General features: G+C 74.5%; 15 protein-coding genes. 8 read left to right on the forward strand and 7 right to left on the reverse strand.

The window, feature by feature from the left end:
- Positions 1-3: 3 nt before the first annotated feature.
- Together AMK29_RS25055 and AMK29_RS25060 are read right to left on the reverse strand one after the other, a co-directional pair.
- Entirely contained in the window at positions 4-753 is a 750-nt protein-coding gene (locus tag AMK29_RS25055) for a glycosyltransferase (RefSeq protein ID WP_073817018.1), read from the reverse strand.
- A 486-nt stretch (positions 754-1,239) separates the two neighbouring features.
- Positions 1,240-2,019 carry a glycosyltransferase family 2 protein gene (locus AMK29_RS25060; protein ID WP_073817021.1) on the reverse strand — a complete coding sequence of 260 codons (780 nt, stop codon included), beginning with the start codon at positions 2,017-2,019 and terminating at the stop codon, positions 1,240-1,242.
- A 166-nt stretch (positions 2,020-2,185) separates the two neighbouring features.
- Here AMK29_RS25060 and AMK29_RS25065 point away from each other — a divergent pair, with 166 nt between their 5' ends.
- The 6 genes from AMK29_RS25065 to AMK29_RS25090 all read left to right on the forward strand — a co-directional run bounded on the left by AMK29_RS25065 (position 2,186) and on the right by AMK29_RS25090 (position 9,728).
- Complete coding sequence (locus tag AMK29_RS25065; protein WP_073817025.1) at positions 2,186-4,027, forward strand: glycoside hydrolase family 15 protein; 1,842 nt, start codon at positions 2,186-2,188, stop codon at positions 4,025-4,027.
- Between the two features lie 44 nt (positions 4,028-4,071).
- Positions 4,072-4,359 (forward strand): hypothetical protein, encoded by a 288-nt coding sequence (locus AMK29_RS25070; protein ID WP_073817028.1) that lies wholly within the window; start codon positions 4,072-4,074, stop codon positions 4,357-4,359.
- 73 nt (positions 4,360-4,432) lie between these two features.
- Positions 4,433-5,506 carry a phosphatase PAP2 family protein gene (locus tag AMK29_RS25075; RefSeq protein ID WP_073817031.1) on the forward strand — a complete coding sequence of 358 codons (1,074 nt, stop codon included), beginning with the start codon at positions 4,433-4,435 and terminating at the stop codon, positions 5,504-5,506.
- A gap of 45 nt (positions 5,507-5,551) precedes the next feature.
- Positions 5,552-7,777 carry an NADP-dependent isocitrate dehydrogenase gene (locus tag AMK29_RS25080; protein WP_073817036.1) on the forward strand — a complete coding sequence of 742 codons (2,226 nt, stop codon included), beginning with the start codon at positions 5,552-5,554 and terminating at the stop codon, positions 7,775-7,777.
- A 97-nt stretch (positions 7,778-7,874) separates the two neighbouring features.
- Entirely contained in the window at positions 7,875-8,168 is a 294-nt protein-coding gene (locus AMK29_RS25085; protein ID WP_073817039.1) for a hypothetical protein, read from the forward strand.
- A 96-nt stretch (positions 8,169-8,264) separates the two neighbouring features.
- A complete protein-coding gene (locus AMK29_RS25090) occupies positions 8,265-9,728 on the forward strand; it encodes a sigma-70 family RNA polymerase sigma factor (RefSeq protein ID WP_073817042.1) in 1,464 nt (487 codons plus the stop codon).
- 9 nt (positions 9,729-9,737) lie between these two features.
- Here the strand turns inward: AMK29_RS25090 and AMK29_RS25095 are convergent, their stop codons facing one another.
- The 4 genes from AMK29_RS25095 to AMK29_RS25110 all read right to left on the reverse strand — a co-directional run bounded on the left by AMK29_RS25095 (position 9,738) and on the right by AMK29_RS25110 (position 13,695).
- The gene (locus tag AMK29_RS25095; RefSeq protein ID WP_073817043.1) at positions 9,738-10,466 is read right to left on the reverse strand and encodes a CAP domain-containing protein; all 729 of its coding nucleotides are present in this window, start codon (positions 10,464-10,466) and stop codon (positions 9,738-9,740) included.
- 154 nt (positions 10,467-10,620) lie between these two features.
- Complete coding sequence (locus AMK29_RS25100) at positions 10,621-11,493, reverse strand: universal stress protein (protein ID WP_073817046.1); 873 nt, start codon at positions 11,491-11,493, stop codon at positions 10,621-10,623.
- Between the two features lie 221 nt (positions 11,494-11,714).
- Positions 11,715-13,082: an acyl-CoA dehydrogenase family protein gene (locus tag AMK29_RS25105; protein ID WP_073817047.1), complete on the reverse strand. Its 1,368-nt coding sequence runs from the start codon at positions 13,080-13,082 to the stop codon at positions 11,715-11,717.
- A 157-nt stretch (positions 13,083-13,239) separates the two neighbouring features.
- On the reverse strand, positions 13,240-13,695 hold the full coding sequence (locus tag AMK29_RS25110) for an RrF2 family transcriptional regulator (RefSeq protein ID WP_073817050.1): 456 nt from the start codon (positions 13,693-13,695) through the stop codon (positions 13,240-13,242).
- A 652-nt stretch (positions 13,696-14,347) separates the two neighbouring features.
- Between AMK29_RS25110 and AMK29_RS25115 the strand changes: the two genes are divergently transcribed.
- A complete protein-coding gene (locus AMK29_RS25115) occupies positions 14,348-15,208 on the forward strand; it encodes a glutathione S-transferase C-terminal domain-containing protein (protein WP_073817053.1) in 861 nt (286 codons plus the stop codon).
- Positions 15,209-15,244: 36 nt separating this feature from the next.
- Here the strand turns inward: AMK29_RS25115 and AMK29_RS25120 are convergent, their stop codons facing one another.
- Entirely contained in the window at positions 15,245-16,282 is a 1,038-nt protein-coding gene (locus AMK29_RS25120; protein ID WP_073817056.1) for an NAD-dependent epimerase/dehydratase family protein, read from the reverse strand.
- A gap of 127 nt (positions 16,283-16,409) precedes the next feature.
- Between AMK29_RS25120 and AMK29_RS25125 the strand changes: the two genes are divergently transcribed.
- Entirely contained in the window at positions 16,410-16,652 is a 243-nt protein-coding gene (locus AMK29_RS25125) for a DUF5133 domain-containing protein (RefSeq protein ID WP_073817058.1), read from the forward strand.
- The last annotated feature ends 100 nt before the right edge of the window (positions 16,653-16,752 follow it).

The following is a 16,752-nucleotide window of genomic DNA, read 5'->3' on the forward strand; positions in this document are numbered from 1 at the left end:
GAATCACCGGGCCAGCGAGATGCGCAGGAGGTCGGCCATGGAACGCAGTCCGTCGCGCCGTACCGAGAAGGTCGAGCCGGGCACGTCGTGCCAGACCACCGGCACCTCCACGACGTCGCGCCCGGCGCGCACGACGCGGGCGAGCAGCTCCACGTCGAAGGCGAAGCCGTCGATGTGGCAGTCCCGCACGACCGCGCGGGCGAGCCGGCCGGAGAAGAACTTGAACCCGCACTGGGTGTCGGTGACTCCGGGCAGCGACAGACGCGCGAGCGAACGGAACAGCAGGCCGCCGCCGCGCCGCAGCGCCGACTGCTCCACCTCGAGGCGGGCGCCGGGCGCGTGGCGCGAGGCGATGACGGCGCCGTGCCCCGCCCGCAGGAGCTCCATCACCCGGTCCAGGGTCTCGACGGGGGTGGCGTTGTCGGCGTCGGCGAAGCCGATGAACCGCGCGGAGGAGGTCTCGATGCCGCGCCGGACCGCCGCCCCCTTGCCCTGGTCGCCGCAGCCGATGGCATGCACCGGGACGGGGGAGCCGGCGAAGCGCTCCAGCGCGTCGAGGGTGCCGTCGGCGCTGTTGTTGTCCACGACGACGACGGCGGAGGACCAGGGTCGCTCGGTCAGGTAGTCGACGCTGGCGGCCACCGTCGCCGGCAGCCGGCGCTGCTCGTTGAAGGCCGGGATCAGGAGTTCCAGTTCCACCGGCGGTCGGACGAGCCGGCGGGGGAGCGGCGCGTGCGCGCGAGCGGCGGTCATCACGCCTCGCCTCCTCGGGGGAGGGCGCGGGGCGCGGGGCGCTCGGTCGCGCGGGGTACGGGTGCGGGGGGACCGGCCGGTTCCGATGGCCCGGCCGGTGGCCCGGCTGGTCCGCCGGAGCCGCGGCTGCGGCGTGCGGTGCGGGCGTGGGTCACACGGGCGCGTCGTCGGCGCGCGGCACCGCGTGGCCGGCAGGCCCGGCTACGGGGCGGCGGGACGGCGGCGGTGGCCCGGTCGGACGCCCGGCGTGCCGGGTGGTGGGCGGAGCGCCGGGGTGAGGGGTGCCGGGCATCGGCGAGGGGCCAGTCGGTCATCCGCCGCAGGGGATGCGGTACGGGTGCCGCCGGCGCTCGGCCGAGGGGGGTGGAGGTCACGACGAGCCTCTTCCGGCAACCGACCCTCTGAGGGGTCCGCGCACACGGGGTATCAGGATCTTTTTCCTGAAATGATGCTGTTTCCACGGTTAGCACCGATGGGGCTGGTTCGTCAACCGGAGACGCCGGGTGACGGTGCCCGGCGGCGCGCGATCCGCCCCAGGGCGTTGTGCGGCCGTTCGCCGACGAGCGTCCCGAGGATGCGGGCGCCGTCACGGATGGTGCGGGGGTGCGACGGGCCGTGACGGCGCGGCAGTTCGCGGCTGGGCACCTCGGCGACGCGCAGGCCGTAGTGCAGGGCGTGGGTCACGAGTTCCGCGCCGAGTTCGACTCCGTCCTCGCGCAGGTCGAGGAGGTCCACGAAGGGGCGCCGGAACGCGCAGAACCCGTACCAGAGATCGGTCAGGTGCTGGCCGTACAGGCGCCGGGCCACGCGCAGCAGGGCACGGTGACCGAGCCGCCGGGGGAGCGAATGGTCGACGAATTCCCCGCCCGCGATGAAACGCGATCCCTTGACGAAGTCGTAACCGCTTTCCAGGTAATGCAGAAAATGCGGGATCTCGTGCGGCGACATGCTGCCGTCGGCGTTCATCACCACGATCAGGTCCCCTGTCGCCGCGAGCAGTCCGGCGTGCGGGATGTCGCCCCGGGCGGAGTCCCAGGCACCGAGTCCGCGCACGGGAATCCCGGCCCGCGCCCGGCGGTCCCCGGCCGGCCCGCCCATCAGGACCACGTCCCGCACGCTCGGCGGTACTTCGCCGAGGAGCCGGTCGAGCGCCGGTCCGGGATCCCCGTCGCCGGGGCGGACCGTGAGGACGAGACTCACCGTCCGCGTGCCGGGGCCGGGTGAGCGGTCGGTCGAGCGGCGCAGGGGATGCGAATCGCTACTCATCGGTACGGCTCTCCGCGCGGCGGGTCCGCGTTCTCGAAATCCCGTGGCTTTTCAGAATCCTGCGCGGGAGTCACCTCGTCAAGGAGGGGCGAAAGAATATGCGACCGCCCGTGAAACGATTACCGGTCGAATCGACCACGCATTCCAGGAGGCATACAATCCGGTCATGGCAGGGCGAATTGAGGACTACGCCCTCGTCGGTGACCTGGAGACGGCTGCGCTCATCGGGACCGACGGGTCCGTCGACTGGTGGTGCGCGCCGCGCTTCGACTCGCCCGCCTGCCTCGCCGCCCTCCTCGGCGACGCGGGGCACGGCCGCTGGCTCCTCGCACCCGTCGGCAAGGGCCGCTGCACGCGCAGGAGTTACCGGGGCGACTCGCTCGTCCTCGACACCGTCTGGGAGTCCCTCGGCGGAACCGTCAGGATCACCGACTTCATGCCCCCGCGCTCGCCGCGCGAGGACGCGCCCCGCATCGTCCGCGTGGTCGAGGGCATCGCCGGACGGGTCGCCGTGCGCGGTGAGTTGAGCGTCCGCTTCCACCACGGCAGCATCGTGCCCTGGACCCGCACGCTCGACCGCCGCACCGTCGCCTCCGTCGCCGGACCCGACGCCGCCTACCTGTCCTGCGGTCCCGGCGTGGAACCCGTCGTCGAACCGGACCGCACCACCTTCGACTTCACCGTCACGGCCGGCCGACGGATCGCGTTCGTGCTCGGCTGGCGCCCCTCGCACGCGCCGCCGCCGCCCGCCGCCCCGCCCGCCGGCATCGACGCCGCCCTCACCCGCACCCTCGCCTTCTGGAGCGACTGGGCCGGAACGCTCCGCTACGAGGGGCCCGCCCGCGACGCCGTGATCCGCTCCCTGCTGACCCTCAAGGCCCTCACGTACGCCCCCACCGGCGGCGTCGTCGCCGCGGCCACCGCCTCCCTGCCCGAGTCCATCGGCGGGCAGCGCAACTGGGACTACCGCTTCTGCTGGCTGCGCGACTCCACCTTCACGCTCTCCTGCCTGCTGCGCGGCGGCTACCGCAGGGAGGCGCTCGCCTGGAACGACTGGCTGGTCCGCGCCGTCGCGGGCGACCCCGCCGACCTCCAGCCGCTGTACGGGGTCGACGGGCAGCGCCGGCTCCCCGAGACGTGCGCCGACTGGCTGCCCGGCTACGAGGACTCACGCCCCGTCAGGTTCGGCAACGCCGCCGTCGGCCAGTTCCAGCTCGACATCTACGGCGAGGTCCTCAACACCGTCTACTCGGCCGTCAGGGCCGGGGTCGCCCTCGACGCCCCGGCCTGGGCCCTGGTGGCCTCGCTCCTGGAGTACCTCGGCAAGCGGTGGCAGGAGCCGGACGAGGGCATCTGGGAAGTCCGGGGACCACGGCGCCAGTTCGTCCACTCCAAGGTGATGGCCTGGGTCGCGGCCGACCGCGCCGTCCGCCTCGCCCGCGTCGCCGGACTCCGCGGCTCCCTCCGCCACTGGCAGGCCCTCCGCCGCGAGCTCCGCACGGAGGTCTGCGCCCGCGGCTGGAGCGAGGAGCAGCACTCCTTCACCCAGTACTACGGCGGGAGTCAGATCGACGCCACCGCCCTGCTGATCCCCCGGCTCGGCTTCCTGCCCGCCGACGACGCCCGAGTGCTCGGCACCGTACGGGCCATGGAACGGCTCGACGACCACGGCTTCCTGCGCCGCTACGGCGACGTCGGCGACGGCGGTACGCACGAGCTCGACGACCTCGGCGGCACCGAAGGCGCCTTCCTCGCCTGCACGTTCTGGTACGCCGACGCGCTCGCCCTGACCGGCCGCCCCGGCGAGGCCCGGACCGTGTTCGAGCGGGTCCTCGACGTCCGCAACGACGTCGGCCTCCTCGCAGAGGAATGGGACCCGGTGGCCGGACGCCAGCTCGGCAACATGCCCCAGGCGCTCAGCCATGTGGCCCTGGTGAACACCGCGTTCACGCTGTACGGCTCGCGCCGCCGCGAGCGTACGCCCTCCCGTCACCTCGCCGTGGCGTGATCGCGCCGCCCTCGGCAGGGAGCCGGAGGAGCCAGGGGGCCGCCATGGACGGGCACGTCGTCATACCGGGCGCACTCGCGCTCCTGCTCGTGTGCTCCGGAGGGGCCGCCCCGCGCACGGCCGGGTCCCGTCCTGGCAGCGGTGGCGCGTCCTCGGGGCGGCGCCGCACGGCTGGGGCCGGCTGGTGGGCCCCGGTGTTCGCGCTCCAGGCCCGCGGACAGCTCACCGACGACCGCGCACTGCGCGCCGGCCTCGGAGTGGCCTCCGGCATGGGCCTGCCGGGCGGACTCGTCCTCCTCGTCCTCGCCCAGCGCCCCGCCCGGGACCGCTGAGCCCGCTACGGTCGGCGTGCCGTTCGGGTGCGTCCAGCGGGCGGGGCCACCGGCCGTGGGTTCGAATCGGGGCATGGCTTCCTACGACAGGTCCCGCGCGGGCGGCTCCCCGAGGCCGCCGAGGACCGGTGACACCTGGTGGTACGCCGCCGTGGCCGCCGAGGCGCCCGGCTCGTTCAGCACCCGCGTCCGCACCCGGACCCGGCGTGCCTGTCTCGGGGCCGTCCTCGTCCTCACGGTCGTCTACGCGGGCCTCGTGCTCACCGCGACCGGCCGCCGCTGGGGCGACGCCGCCCTGACCGGTCGGCGCGCCGACACCGTCGTCACCACCCTCCTCCGCGAGCACCCCTCACTCTCCGGACTCATCACCCTCTCCCTGGTCCTCGGCTGCCTCCTGCTGCCCGTCGTCGGCCTCATACGGAGGCGGTACGCCCTCACCGGTCTGGCGGCCGGCGCGGTCGTCACCGCCCTCGCGCTCACCGCGCTGCTGCAGCGCTACGCGCCGCGCCCCCGGCTCCTGGACCCCGGCGGCGCGCTCGTCCCGAGCGGCTTCCCCAGCGCCCAGACGACGCTCGCCCTGGGCATCGCCCTCGGCCTGGCGCTCGTCGTCCCGCAACGGCAGCGCGGCCTCGTCGTCGCAGCCGCCACCCTCTGGGCCGTCGCCGTCGGCGCGTACACCCTCGCGGACGGCCGGCACCGGCCCGGCGACGTCATCGCCGGAGCCCTGGTGGTCCTCGCCGTCCACTGCGGCCTCCACTCCCTGCTCGCCCGCAAGGGACGGGTCCGCCCCGGCGCCCGGCGCGGCGCGGCCCTGTCCGGCCTCCCCGCCACCCTGCCGCTCCTCCTCGTCGCCGCCGCAGGACTCGGCGCGGGCCTCTGGCTGCTCGGCGACACCCTCGCCCTGCCCGCCACCGCCCCCTACGACCCGGCCGAGCTCCGGCTCGCCCACCGCTGCGGCCAGGCCCTCGCCGCGGGCGTCGTCGCCGCGGCGGGGCTCCTCCTGCTCGCCCTGCTCCGCCACGTCGAGCTGGAGCGCCCCCCGGTTCCGTTCCGGCTCGGCGGACCCTTCGTCGAGGCAGCCGGAGCACCCGCGGACGCCGAGCTCGTGGGCCCCTTTACCGAGGACCTCGATCACGAGATATCTTGATGTCGAGCAATCTCGCATACGCAGACGTGGAGCTGGAGAACCCTGGTGACTGACTCGACCATCATCTACACCCACACTGACGAGGCGCCCGCCCTGGCGACGTACTCGTTCCTGCCCGTGATCCAGGCGTATGCCTCGCAGGCCGGCGTCACGGTCGAGACGCGGGACATCTCCCTCGCGGGCCGCATCATCGCCGTCTTCCCCGAGTACCTGGAGGAGGGCCAGCGCATCGCCGACGCCCTCTCCGAGCTCGGTGACCTGGCCAAGACGCCCGGCGCCAACATCATCAAGCTGCCGAACGTCTCGGCGTCCATCCCGCAGCTCAAGGCCGCCGTCGCCGAGCTCCAGGCGCAGGGCTACGCCCTCCCGGCCTACCCGGACGACCCGAAGACGGACGAGGAGCGCGAGATCCGCGCCCGCTACGACAAGATCAAGGGCTCGGCCGTCAACCCGGTCCTGCGCGAGGGCAACTCCGACCGCCGCGCGCCCGGCTCGGTGAAGAACTACGCCAAGGCCCACCCGCACCGCATGGGCGCCTGGACCCCCGAGTCCAAGACGAACGTCGCCACCATGAGCGAGAACGACTTCGCCTCCACGGAGAAGTCCGTCGTCGTCGCCGAGGACACCACCCTCCGGTTCGAGTTCACCGCCGCCGACGGCACCACCAGCGAGCTGCGCGAGCCGCTCAAGGTCGTCGCCGGAGAGGTCGTCGACGCCGCCGTCATGCGTGCCGCCGCCCTGCGCACCTTCCTGAGCGAGCAGGTCGCCCGCGCCAAGGCCGAGAACGTGCTCTTCTCCGTGCACCTCAAGGCCACGATGATGAAGGTCTCCGACCCGATCGTCTTCGGTCACGTCGTCCGCGCCTTCTTCCCGGCCACCTTCGCCAAGTACGGCGAGGTGCTCGCCGGTGCCGGCCTCTCCCCGAACGACGGCCTCGGCGGCCTCTGGAAGGGCCTGGAGTCCCTCCCGCACGGCCTCGGCGAGGAGATCAAGGCCTCCTTCGACGCCGAACTCGCCGCCGGCCCCGCCCTGGCGATGGTCGACTCCGACAAGGGCATCACCAACCTCCACGTGCCGTCCGACGTCATCGTCGACGCCTCGATGCCGGCCATGATCCGCACCTCCGGCCACATGTGGGGCCCGGACGGCCAGGAGGCCGACACCCTCGCGGTCCTCCCGGACCACAGCTACTCCGGCGTCTACCAGGTCGTCATCGACGACTGCCGCGCCAACGGTGCCTTCGACCCGGCGACCATGGGCTCCGTCCCGAACGTCGGCCTCATGGCGCAGAAGGCCGAGGAGTACGGCTCCCACGACAAGACCTTCGAGATCGCCCAGGCCGGCACCGTCCGCCTCGTCGACGCCGCGGGCTCCGTCGTCCTGGAGCAGGAGGTCGCCGAGGGCGACATCTTCCGCGCCTGCCAGACCAAGGACCTGCCCATCCAGGACTGGGTCAAGCTCGCCGTCACCCGCGCCCGCGCCACCGGCGCCCCGGCCGTCTTCTGGCTGGACGAGAACCGCGCCCACGACGCGCAGCTCATCGCCAAGGTGAAGCAGTACCTGCCGGAGCACGACACCGAGGGCCTGGACATCAAGATCCTGTCCCCGGTCGAGGCCACCAAGTTCTCCCTGGAGCGCATCCGCCGCGGCGAGGACACCATCTCCGTCACCGGCAACGTCCTCCGTGACTACCTGACCGACCTCTTCCCCATCCTGGAGCTGGGCACCAGCGCCAAGATGCTGTCGGTCGTCCCGCTGATGGCGGGCGGCGGCCTCTTCGAGACCGGCGCCGGCGGCTCCGCCCCGAAGCACGTCCAGCAGCTCGTCAAGGAGAACTACCTGCGCTGGGACAGCCTCGGCGAGTTCTTCGCCCTGGCCGCCAGCTTCGAGCACCTCGCGACCTCCACGGGCAACGCCCGCGCCCAGGTCCTCGCCGACACCCTCGACCGCGCCACCGGTACCTTCCTCAACGAGGACAAGTCGCCGACCCGTCGCCTCGGTGGTATCGACAACCGCGGCAGCCACTTCTACCTCGCCCTCTACTGGGCCCAGGAGCTGGCCGCCCAGACCGAGGACGCGGACCTGGCCAAGGCCTTCGCCCCGCTGGCCGAGACCCTCTCGACCAACGAGCAGAAGATCGTCGACGAGCTCGTCGCCGTCCAGGGCTCCCCGGCCGAGATCGGCGGTTACTACCAGCCCGACCCGGCCAAGGCCGCGGCCGTGATGCGCCCGTCCACCACGTTCAACGAGGCGGTCGCGTCCCTCGCCTGACCGGCGCGGGACACCCTCGACCGCCCCGGCCGGAACTCCTCCGGCCGGGGCGGTCCCGTCGGTGGCGCATCCGCCGTCCGGGTGTGAACCTGGATGGATGAGCTGGGCATCTTGGACGACCGCCGGTGTCTACACCGGGCGAGGTGGGGTGCTGACCGACGAGGCCGGCGTCGTGACGGGCGATGTGACCGTCCACACGACCTGGGCCGACGGCGAAGCACGCGTGGCCGTGCAGTACAGCGGCGCGTCCGACTGGTTCACCATGTCGGGCAGTCCCGTTCCGTGCGCGACGGAGGAGGAGAGCCGCGATCTCCACGACGACGTCGTGGAAGCCGTCCGGGAGGGGAACGGGGCCACGGTCCCGACCCTGCCCACGGCACCACCGGTGTAGGGGCCCGCGCCCCGCACCGTGAAAAACGTTATCCCTCCCGCGCCCACGGGTCTCCGTACGACGGGGGACTCGTACCAGGGATGAGGGAGCAGATCCATGCACATCGACGAGGGCCGCACCACCGCGCTGGTGGAAGCGGCCAGGGCCGGTGACGCCCAGGCGAAGGACGCACTGGTGCGCGCGTACCTGCCCCTCGTCCACAACATCGTCGGCCGGGCCCTCGACGGCCACGCCGACACCGACGACATCGTCCAGGAGACGATGGTCCGGGCCCTTGACGGCCTGACCGGCCTCCGCGACCCGGCCCGCTTCCGCTCCTGGCTCGTCGCCATCGCCATGAACGGGGTACGGCGCCGCTGGCGCGAACACCGGCAGGCGCCCGTGCCCGGCCTCGACCGTGCCGCCCACCTCGCCGACCCGGCCGGTGACTTCACCGAGATCACCATCCTCCGGCTCGGCCTCTCCGGACAGCGCCGCGACGTCGCCCGCGCCACCCGCTGGCTCGACGAGGAGGACCGAGAACTCCTCGCCCTCTGGTGGCTGGAGGCCACGGGCGAGCTGACCCGCGCCGAACTCGCCGAGGGCCTCGGCGGCATCTCGACGCAGCACGCCGCCGTCCGCGTGCAGCGGATGAAGGAACGTCTCGAGACCGGCCGGGCCGTCGTCCGCGCCCTCGACGCCGTACCCCTGTGCCCCGGCCTCGCCGAGACCGTCACGGCCTGGGACGGCCGCCCCTCCCCGCTCTGGCGCAAGCGGGTCGCCCGCCATCTGCGGACCTGCGACGACTGCGCCGCCCGGGTGGCCGGCCGCCGCGGTCTCGCCCCCGTCGAAGGCCTCCTCGTCGGCCTCGGCCTCGTGCCCCCGCTCGCCGCCGCCGTCATGGACGGTCCCACCCCCGTCCCCCTCGCCGTGGAGACCGTCTCCCGCCGGACGCCGGCCGGCCTCCGGCGCGCCGGACTCGCCGGAGCCGCGGCCGTCGCCGTCCTCGGGGCGGTCGCCCTCCTCGTACCGCAGGAGCCGCACGCGCGCGTGCGCCCCGGCGAACCCGCCGCGGCGCCCCCGGCGGTCCCCTCCCCGGCCCCGACGACCCCCGCCCCCGCCACCACCGTCGCCGCGCCCGCCCCGACGACGACGCCCCCGACCACGCCGCCGGCACCCCGCCCCACCCCGACGCCCGACGCCGAGGAGCGGGTGACCGGACTCGTCAACCGGCTCCGGGCGGAGCGCGGGTGCGCGCCGCTGCGCGTCGACCCCCGCCTCACCGCGGCGGCCCGCGGATACGCCCAGGACATGGCGGCGCGCGGCTACTTCGGCCACGCCAGCCCCGAGGGAGAGCACGCGGACAAGCGGATCACCGCCGCCGGCTACGACTGGAGCGCCTGGGCCGAGAACCTCGACCGGGGTACGGCCGACCCGGCGTCCGTCGTCGACGACTGGACGGACGGCGCGATGCACGAGGAGAACATGCTCGACTGCCGGTACCGGGACACCGGGGTGGCGTCGGCGCCCGGCCCCGGCGGCACGATATGGGTGCAGAAGCTGGCGGCTCCCCTCTCCTGACCCCGTGGCTCAGCGCTTGGCGCCGAAGGTCTGCACCCACCAGGGCCCGTCGGCGCCGAGGGCGACGCCGACCCCGATGTCCTTGAACGCGCAGTTGAGGATGTTCGCCCGGTGGCCCGAGCTCTCCATCCAGTCCGCCATGGCTGCGCCCGGCGTCTTCGGCCCCCGGTGGATGTTCTCCGCCCAGGCCGACCACTCGTACCCGGCGTCGCTCATCCGGTCGCCCCCGTTGCGGCCCTCCGGGCTGTCATGGGCGTAGTAGTCGCGGGCGGACATGTCGTCGGCGTGCTTCTGGGCGGCTGCCCGCAGATGGGGCTCGTCGCGCAGGGCACCGCAACCGGCCTTCTCACGCTCGGCGTTGACGAGGCCGACGACATCCTGGACGAAGCCGGCGGCCTCCCCCTTCGGCGCCTCGGCCGCCCTGGCCGCGCCCTGGGGCACCCGCTGGGGCGGTGCCGGCTCCACGACGGCGGGAGCGGCGGGCGCGGGGCCCGCCCCTGACGCGACCGTGGGAACCGCGCCCGAGGGGTCCGCGCCCGAGGGGGCGACCGTGGGAGCCGCTGCCGGGCGGGCCGGGGCGGGGGAGGTCGCCAGGTACACGCCGGTCGCCACCGTCAGGACGGCCGTCGCGGCCCCGGCGACGGTGACGAAGGAGCCGTAGGGCGGACGGCGGGGCGGGCGCCGCCGCGACAGGGCTTCAGTGCGCTCGGGGCGACGGGGGTGGCCGTGGTACCGCATGGAACTCCGCTCTCTCGGTCGCCGGACGGTCCGGCGCTGGGGAGAGCCACCGGGGCGACGACGTGACTCTGTCCGGCCCCGTCCGCCCCGACACTCCTCGTCAACGTGACGCGTCAACGCGACGCGTCACCCCCTGTGCGCCATCCGAACCCTTTCAGCCCTGCGGGACGACCGCCACCGGACAGGGAGCCAGATGGAGTGCCGCGTGCGCGACGGAACCGATCCGGGGCCCGACCGCGCCCCGCCCGGCCCGCCGGCCGACCACCATGAGCTGGGCGGCCCCCGAGGAGGAGAGCAGCACCTGACCGGCGCTGCCCAGTTCGACGTGCTCGGTGACCGGCACGTCCGGGTGGCGCTCGCGCCACGGCGCCAGCGCCTCGCGCAGCGCCTTCTCCTCGTACGGGACGAGCCCGCCGGCCTCGTCGGCGAGCCGCATCGACGTGGGGCTGTACGCGAACAGCGGCGGCAGGCTCCACGCGCGCACGGCCCGCACCGAGGCCCCGCGGGCGGCGGCCGTCTCGAACGCGAAGCGCAGCGCGGCGGCGCTGTCCTCGGGGTCGCCGTGCTGCCCGACGAGCACGTGTCCCGTGGGCGGTTCGGCGGGATCGCCGTCACGGGACCTGACGGCCACCACGGGCCGGGTGGCGGCGGCGATGATCTGCTGCCCGTACGAGCCGAGCAGGAACCCGGTCACGGCCCCGTGGCCCCGCGAGCCGATGACGAGCATCTCGGCGCGCTCCGCCGCCGCGACCAGCGCGGTGACGGGCGTGTCGTCGAGCACCTCCGCGGTGAGGGCGAGGTCCGGATGGCGTGCGGCGACCGTGGCCTCCGCCTCGCGCACGACCGCCTCCGCGACGCGCTCCTGGGCGGCGCGGTCCTGCACGAGGGGGAGGTCGAGCGGTTCCCAGCGCCAGGCGTGCGCGAGCCGGAGCGGGAGCCCCCGGTGGAGGGCTTCGCGGGCGGCCCAGTCGGCCGCGGCGAGACTCTCCGGGGAACCGTCCACCCCAGCGACGATCTCATGACTCATCAGGATGCCTCCGTGCGCGCGGTGTCGGGCCCGCCGGACGGCAGGGCCCTTCTCCTCCCAGCTTGGGCCCATCGGGGGCCCGGCGAGAGGGCCGGACGTCCCGACATGCCGGTCCGTCCGTCCCTCGCGCCCTCGCCCGCGCGTGTTCGGCCGCCGCGGCCGTCCGTCACCCCGCGCCTCGGCCGTCCGTCACCTCACGCCTTCGCTGGGCGTGTTGCCCGTCAGACCGGCAGGGTGAGCCGCGCGTGGCTGCCGTTCAGGTAGTGGTCCCCGATGTCACGGAGCCGGTGGGCGGCCTGCGTGGGGGCGGTGAGGGTGCGGGCGTTCCGCCAGAAGCGGTCGAAGCCGGGCCCGCCGGTGCGGACGTCGGCGCCCGCCGTGCCGTCGACGAGTTCGAGGACGCGGGTGGTGATGTGCACGGCCGCCCGGCCGGTGACCGCCTCGGCCGCCGCCACCAGGACGGCGATGTCGGCCCGTTCCTCCAGGCCGAGCGACCGGGCGGCGAGCAGACCGCGGGCGAAGGCGTCCGTCGCCCGCTCCACCACAGCGGCGGCGGCGTGCGCGGCCGTCGCCAGCTCCCCGTAGGCGAGGAGGAGGTACGGATCGTCGCCGGCGCCGACCGCCGAGCCGTCGTCCGCGCCCGGAAGGCCGACCGGGTGACCTCCCGGATGACCGGCCGGTGCCGGTCCCGCCTGCCCGGCGCGGCGGATGTCCCGGGCCTCCGCGAGCGCCCCCTCGGCGACGCCCAGGGCGACCTGGACGAGGAGCAGCCGCAGGGCCAGGGGGGCGAGGGTCGTGTACGGGGCGACGGCGTGCTCGTCCTGGGGGAGGACGCCGATGACATCCTCCGGCGCCACCGGGACCCGGTCGAAGGAGACGGTGCCCGCGCCCGCGAGGCGCTGCCCGACCCGGTCCGTCCCGGGGTCGCTGAACACCCCGGGCCGGGCCGGGTCCACCAGGACGACGAGCAGCTCGCCCGAGCCGTCGCGGCACGCCCCGACGACGAGCCGGTCGGCCACCGTCACGGCGGAGGCGAAGGCCCGGCTCCCGTCGAGGACCCAGCCCCGGCCGGCGTCGGCGGGGGTGAGGGTGAGGCCGGGGCCCGTCTCGTCGCGCGGCGGTTCGACGCCGCCGGCGAGCAGCCAGCGCCCCTCGGCCGTACGGACGTCGAGCGCGGGCCCGGTCGGGCGCCGACTGCCCGGCTTGCGCACGGGGCCGAAGAAGCGGCTGCTCCAGGACAGCGCGTAGTGGTGGGCGAGGAGTTCGCCCACCGAGCTGTCGGCGGCGGCTATCTCCCGTACGACGGCGGACGCGGCCCGCCAGTCGGCGCCCCGCCGGCCCGGTCCCGGCGCCGTGAGCAGGGCGGGCAGGCCGGCCTCCTGGAGCCGGGCGACCTCGTCGAACGGGACCTTGCCCGCCCGGTCCCTGGTGAGGGCGTCGGCGGCCAGGTCGTCGGCGAGTTCGCGGGTGACACGGGGCCAGATCGCGTCGTCGGCGGGCCGGTCGGCCGGGTGGTCACCCGGTCGGCCGAACGGTGCGGAGGTGGTGCGTATCGCTGCTCTCTTCGGCGATCTCCTGGGCGTACTCACGTCACCTCACATGATCCCTAGTTCCCCACTGGAATAGTAGGGATAGTGGCAGAGGTGGTCGGCCTGCCCCAAGGGGCGTCCGTAGGATGGACAAGGTCGTCTTGGTGTTCGAGACGAACGCAAGCCGGAGCGGGCCGCGCGGAGTTACTTCCGCCGCTCAGGGGTTGGTCCAGGCCTCCGGGTCGTCCGCGAGCGCGACGATCCCCTCCGGCAGCTGAGCCGCCGCCACCTCCGCCAGTGACACCCCGAGCACCTCACGGACACTCGCCCTGAGGGCGATCCACAGGGTGAGCAGCGACTCGGCGGGTCCCGTGTACGACAGGTCCGGCGGCCGCTCCCCGCGGACGGAGACCAGCGGGCCGTCCACGCAGCGGATGACGTCCGCCACCGAGATCGACTCCGCGGGCCTGGCCAGCCAGTAACCGCCGTTGCCGCCGCGCTGGCTCTCCACCAGGCCGCCCTTGCGCATGTCGCCCAGGATCCCCTCAAGGAACTTGTGCGAGATGCCCTGGCCCTCGGCGATGGCCTCGGCCTTCAGCGGGCCGGCGTTCCGGGCGGCGGCGAGCTGGAGGGCGGCACGCACCGCGTAGTCGGCCCTGGCTGAAATGCGCATGCGCGCATTATTCCGCACGACGCGGCAGTCGGCCCGTTCCGCACCCTTGACGTCGCCGGGGACCGGTCGGACACTCAGGAACGGGAAAACCGAGCGAACAGGTAGGGAACCATGGGACGCAGCGGTCGGCCAGGCACCTCATCCACCGCTCCCCTCCCTCGCCCCCTGCACCTGACGTCCCGGCGGCACATCGACCTGCTGCGCGTCTGCAGCGCGGCGAGTCACCGTACGGGCGGGGACGTTCGTCCCGCCGGCTGAGCCACGCGCCGACCGAGCCGCGTGCCCGCCGAGCCTTCGCTCAGGGAGCCGCGCGCTCTCGGGGTCCCGCACTCCGGGTGCACGCACTCCGAGCGCACGCACTCCGGTGTCACCCGCTCGTGAGTGTCGGAGTTCTCGGGGCCACGCGCTCTCGGGGTCGCGCGCGCTCACGAGGCCACGCGCCGCCGCCTGGGACGCTCGTCCCAGGCTGACGTCCGCCCGCCGGACGGCCCGTCCCCGGCCGCCCGTTCCCCGTCCCGGCCCCGTCCGCCTCCTCCTTCCCGTACCTCTGCTGCCTCCGGGCCCCCCGTGGCCGGTGCCGCCCTCGCGCTCCCGCGACCGGCGCCGGCGCGTGCCGCCCCGACCCAGCACCGAGCACCCTCAAGGGAGAAGCATGTCCGTCGTCCCGTCCTCACTGCTGCCCGCCTCCGCCCTGCCCGTGTTCCGCGGCCGGATCGGCCGCGACGTGCGCAGCGGCCACTACGCCGTGCCGCACCGCTACCGCCTCCATGTCGCACCGTCCGACCCCGACTGTCTGAGCATCGCCCTCACCCACGGCCTCCTCGGACTCGACGACACGCTCCCGCTCACCGTGCTGCCCGACACCCCCGACACGCCCGACGGCGGCTACGCCGCACTCCGCCCGCTGTACGAGGCGAGCGCCCACCTCTACCGGGGACCGGCCGCCGCACCCGTCCTCAGCGACGGCTGGACCGGGCGGATCGTCAGCACCCACGTCCCCGACATCCTCCGGGACCTCGCGCTCCGCTTCCGGGGCGACGGCCCCGAGCTGCTGCCCGAGGAGCACCGGGCCGAGATCGAGGCGATCACCGACCTGTGCGAGAGGAGCGTCAACCAGGCCGCGCAGCGGGCCGGCGAGCTCGGACTCGACGACGGATCCGCCCACCGGGACCCCCTCACGGTCCTCTTCGCGGCGCTCGGCTCACTCGAACAGCGACTCGCCCGCCACCCGTACGTGCTCGGCGACACGCCGACCGCGGCCGACGTGCGCGTCTGGGTCACCCTGGTCCAGCTCGACACCGTCCACCGCTGGCACCTGGACGCCGCGGCGATGGACCGGGTCGCCGGACACCCGGCCCTGTGGGCCTACGCCCGACGCCTGGCCGCACGTCCCGAGTTCGCCCGCCGGCTCGACATCGACGCGGTGGTACGGCGCCACCGCGCCCACTGCCGGGGCCGCGAGGCCGCCGGAGCGGCGATCCGCATCGTCGACTGGCCCACCCCGTCACGCTGACGGCTCGTCACCACCCCGCGCGCGGGTGCCGCCGCATCACCCCACCCGGCGCCCCGCGAGCGGGTGCGTGTCGTCGCCCGCGCCCCCGCGGACACCCTTCAGGAACGCTTCGAGGGCCTCCTGCGAACTGCGGGACGGTTCCCACTCCAGCTCCTGCCGCGCCCGTTCCGTGGACAGCACCGGCATGTGCCGCAGCGCGTCGAAGAGCCCGGGGGAGGCCGGGACCAGCCGCAGGTGCCAGGCCGCCGACAGGGCACCCCGTACCGCCCCCGTCGGCACCCGCACCGGCCGGGCGTGCAGCATCCCGCCCAGGGCCGCCCCGTCGATCACCGGCTCGGCGGCCAGGTTGAACGCGCCGCGGACGTCCCGCAGCAGCGCCCGCCGATAGGCGTCGGCCGCGTCCTCGGTGTGCAGGATCTGGAACCGGAGCCCGTCGAACTCCGGCAGCAGCGGCAGCAGTTCGGGGCGCATCAACTGGCCGGGGAAGAAGCGCCCCGCGAAGATCCGCCGCTGCTCGCTCGCCGACTCCTCCTTGAAGAGGAAGGACGGCCGCATCCGGACCACCCGGATCAGCGGATGGTCCCGCTCGAAGGTGTCGAGGACCCGCTCCAGATACGCCTTCTCCCGCGTGTACGCGGCGCCCGGCCAGCCGTGCGTCGGCCACGCCTCGGACACCGGGGCACCGCCCGCGGGGCCGGGCGAGTACGCCCCGACCGACGAGGCGTGCACCAGGACCGGCACGCGCGCCGCCGCGGCCGCGTCGAAGACGCGCACCGACCCCAGGACGTTCGTCCGCCAGGTCTCCACCGGATCGTGGGTCGGCCCGAACCGCCAGGCCAGATGCACGACGGCGTCCGCGTCGGCGAGATACCCGGCGAGCCGCGGTTCGTCCCCCTCCCGAGAGAGGTCCACCTCGGCCCACTCGACCCCGGGGAGGTCGAGGTCCGGGCGGCGACGGGCGAGGCCCAGGACCGAGCCGACGCGCGGCTCGCTCGCCAGGGCCCGGACCAGGCTGGTGCCCACATTGCCGGTGGCGCCGGTGACGACCACCCGCGAAATCGTGCTCGGGTTCATGTCTTCGACCCTCCGCCATGGACGGCGGAAGCGCACGCCGGGCGGCACCGTCACTCGCCGTGTCCGTGCGGGTCGCGAGGGTGGCCGCCGACCGGGACGATGGAGCGACTCAGGCGAAGGAGGAACCATGCTGCTTCCCGACAGGAACACGGTCGCCCGGCTGCTCCGGCATTACCGCGCCCAGGAGCGGACCGTGCTCGCCAGGCCGTGCGACCTGTCGGCGCGCCGGCGCTTCGAGGACACGGCGTACACCCTGTGCGTCCTCATGGGAGAACGCACCGCCCGCGAAGCCGTCCAAGCCGCCGAACGCTATGTGGCCGGATCCCGGCCCCCGTCCCGGCCGACCCTGGAGGGCCTCCCGGGGGCCTGACCGGCCCCGGCGGGCCCGCGGACCGTGCGGGACCGCTGATCGGGATCATCGGTCAGGAGCATCGATCAGGATGAGAGAAGCGTCGCCGTTCGGCCGCCGC

Origin of the sequence: Streptomyces sp. CB02261 (assembly GCF_001905665.1) — a bacterium.
Lineage (GTDB): Bacteria > Actinomycetota > Actinomycetes > Streptomycetales > Streptomycetaceae > Streptomyces.

Coding starts and splice junctions, on each gene's coding strand:
- AMK29_RS25055 (WP_073817018.1), bottom strand. CDS start 753: ATGACCGCCGCTCGCGCGCACGCGCCGCTCCCCCGCCGGCTCGTCCGA.
- AMK29_RS25060 (WP_073817021.1), bottom strand. CDS start 2,019: ATGAGTAGCGATTCGCATCCCCTGCGCCGCTCGACCGACCGCTCACCC.
- AMK29_RS25065 (WP_073817025.1), top strand. CDS start 2,186: ATGGCAGGGCGAATTGAGGACTACGCCCTCGTCGGTGACCTGGAGACG.
- AMK29_RS25070 (WP_073817028.1), top strand. CDS start 4,072: ATGGACGGGCACGTCGTCATACCGGGCGCACTCGCGCTCCTGCTCGTG.
- AMK29_RS25075 (WP_073817031.1), top strand. CDS start 4,433: ATGGCTTCCTACGACAGGTCCCGCGCGGGCGGCTCCCCGAGGCCGCCG.
- AMK29_RS25085 (WP_073817039.1), top strand. CDS start 7,875: ATGAGCTGGGCATCTTGGACGACCGCCGGTGTCTACACCGGGCGAGGT.
- AMK29_RS25090 (WP_073817042.1), top strand. CDS start 8,265: ATGCACATCGACGAGGGCCGCACCACCGCGCTGGTGGAAGCGGCCAGG.
- AMK29_RS25095 (WP_073817043.1), bottom strand. CDS start 10,466: ATGCGGTACCACGGCCACCCCCGTCGCCCCGAGCGCACTGAAGCCCTG.
- AMK29_RS25100 (WP_073817046.1), bottom strand. CDS start 11,493: ATGAGTCATGAGATCGTCGCTGGGGTGGACGGTTCCCCGGAGAGTCTC.
- AMK29_RS25110 (WP_073817050.1), bottom strand. CDS start 13,695: ATGCGCATTTCAGCCAGGGCCGACTACGCGGTGCGTGCCGCCCTCCAG.
- AMK29_RS25115 (WP_073817053.1), top strand. CDS start 14,348: ATGTCCGTCGTCCCGTCCTCACTGCTGCCCGCCTCCGCCCTGCCCGTG.
- AMK29_RS25120 (WP_073817056.1), bottom strand. CDS start 16,282: ATGAACCCGAGCACGATTTCGCGGGTGGTCGTCACCGGCGCCACCGGC.
- AMK29_RS25125 (WP_073817058.1), top strand. CDS start 16,410: ATGCTGCTTCCCGACAGGAACACGGTCGCCCGGCTGCTCCGGCATTAC.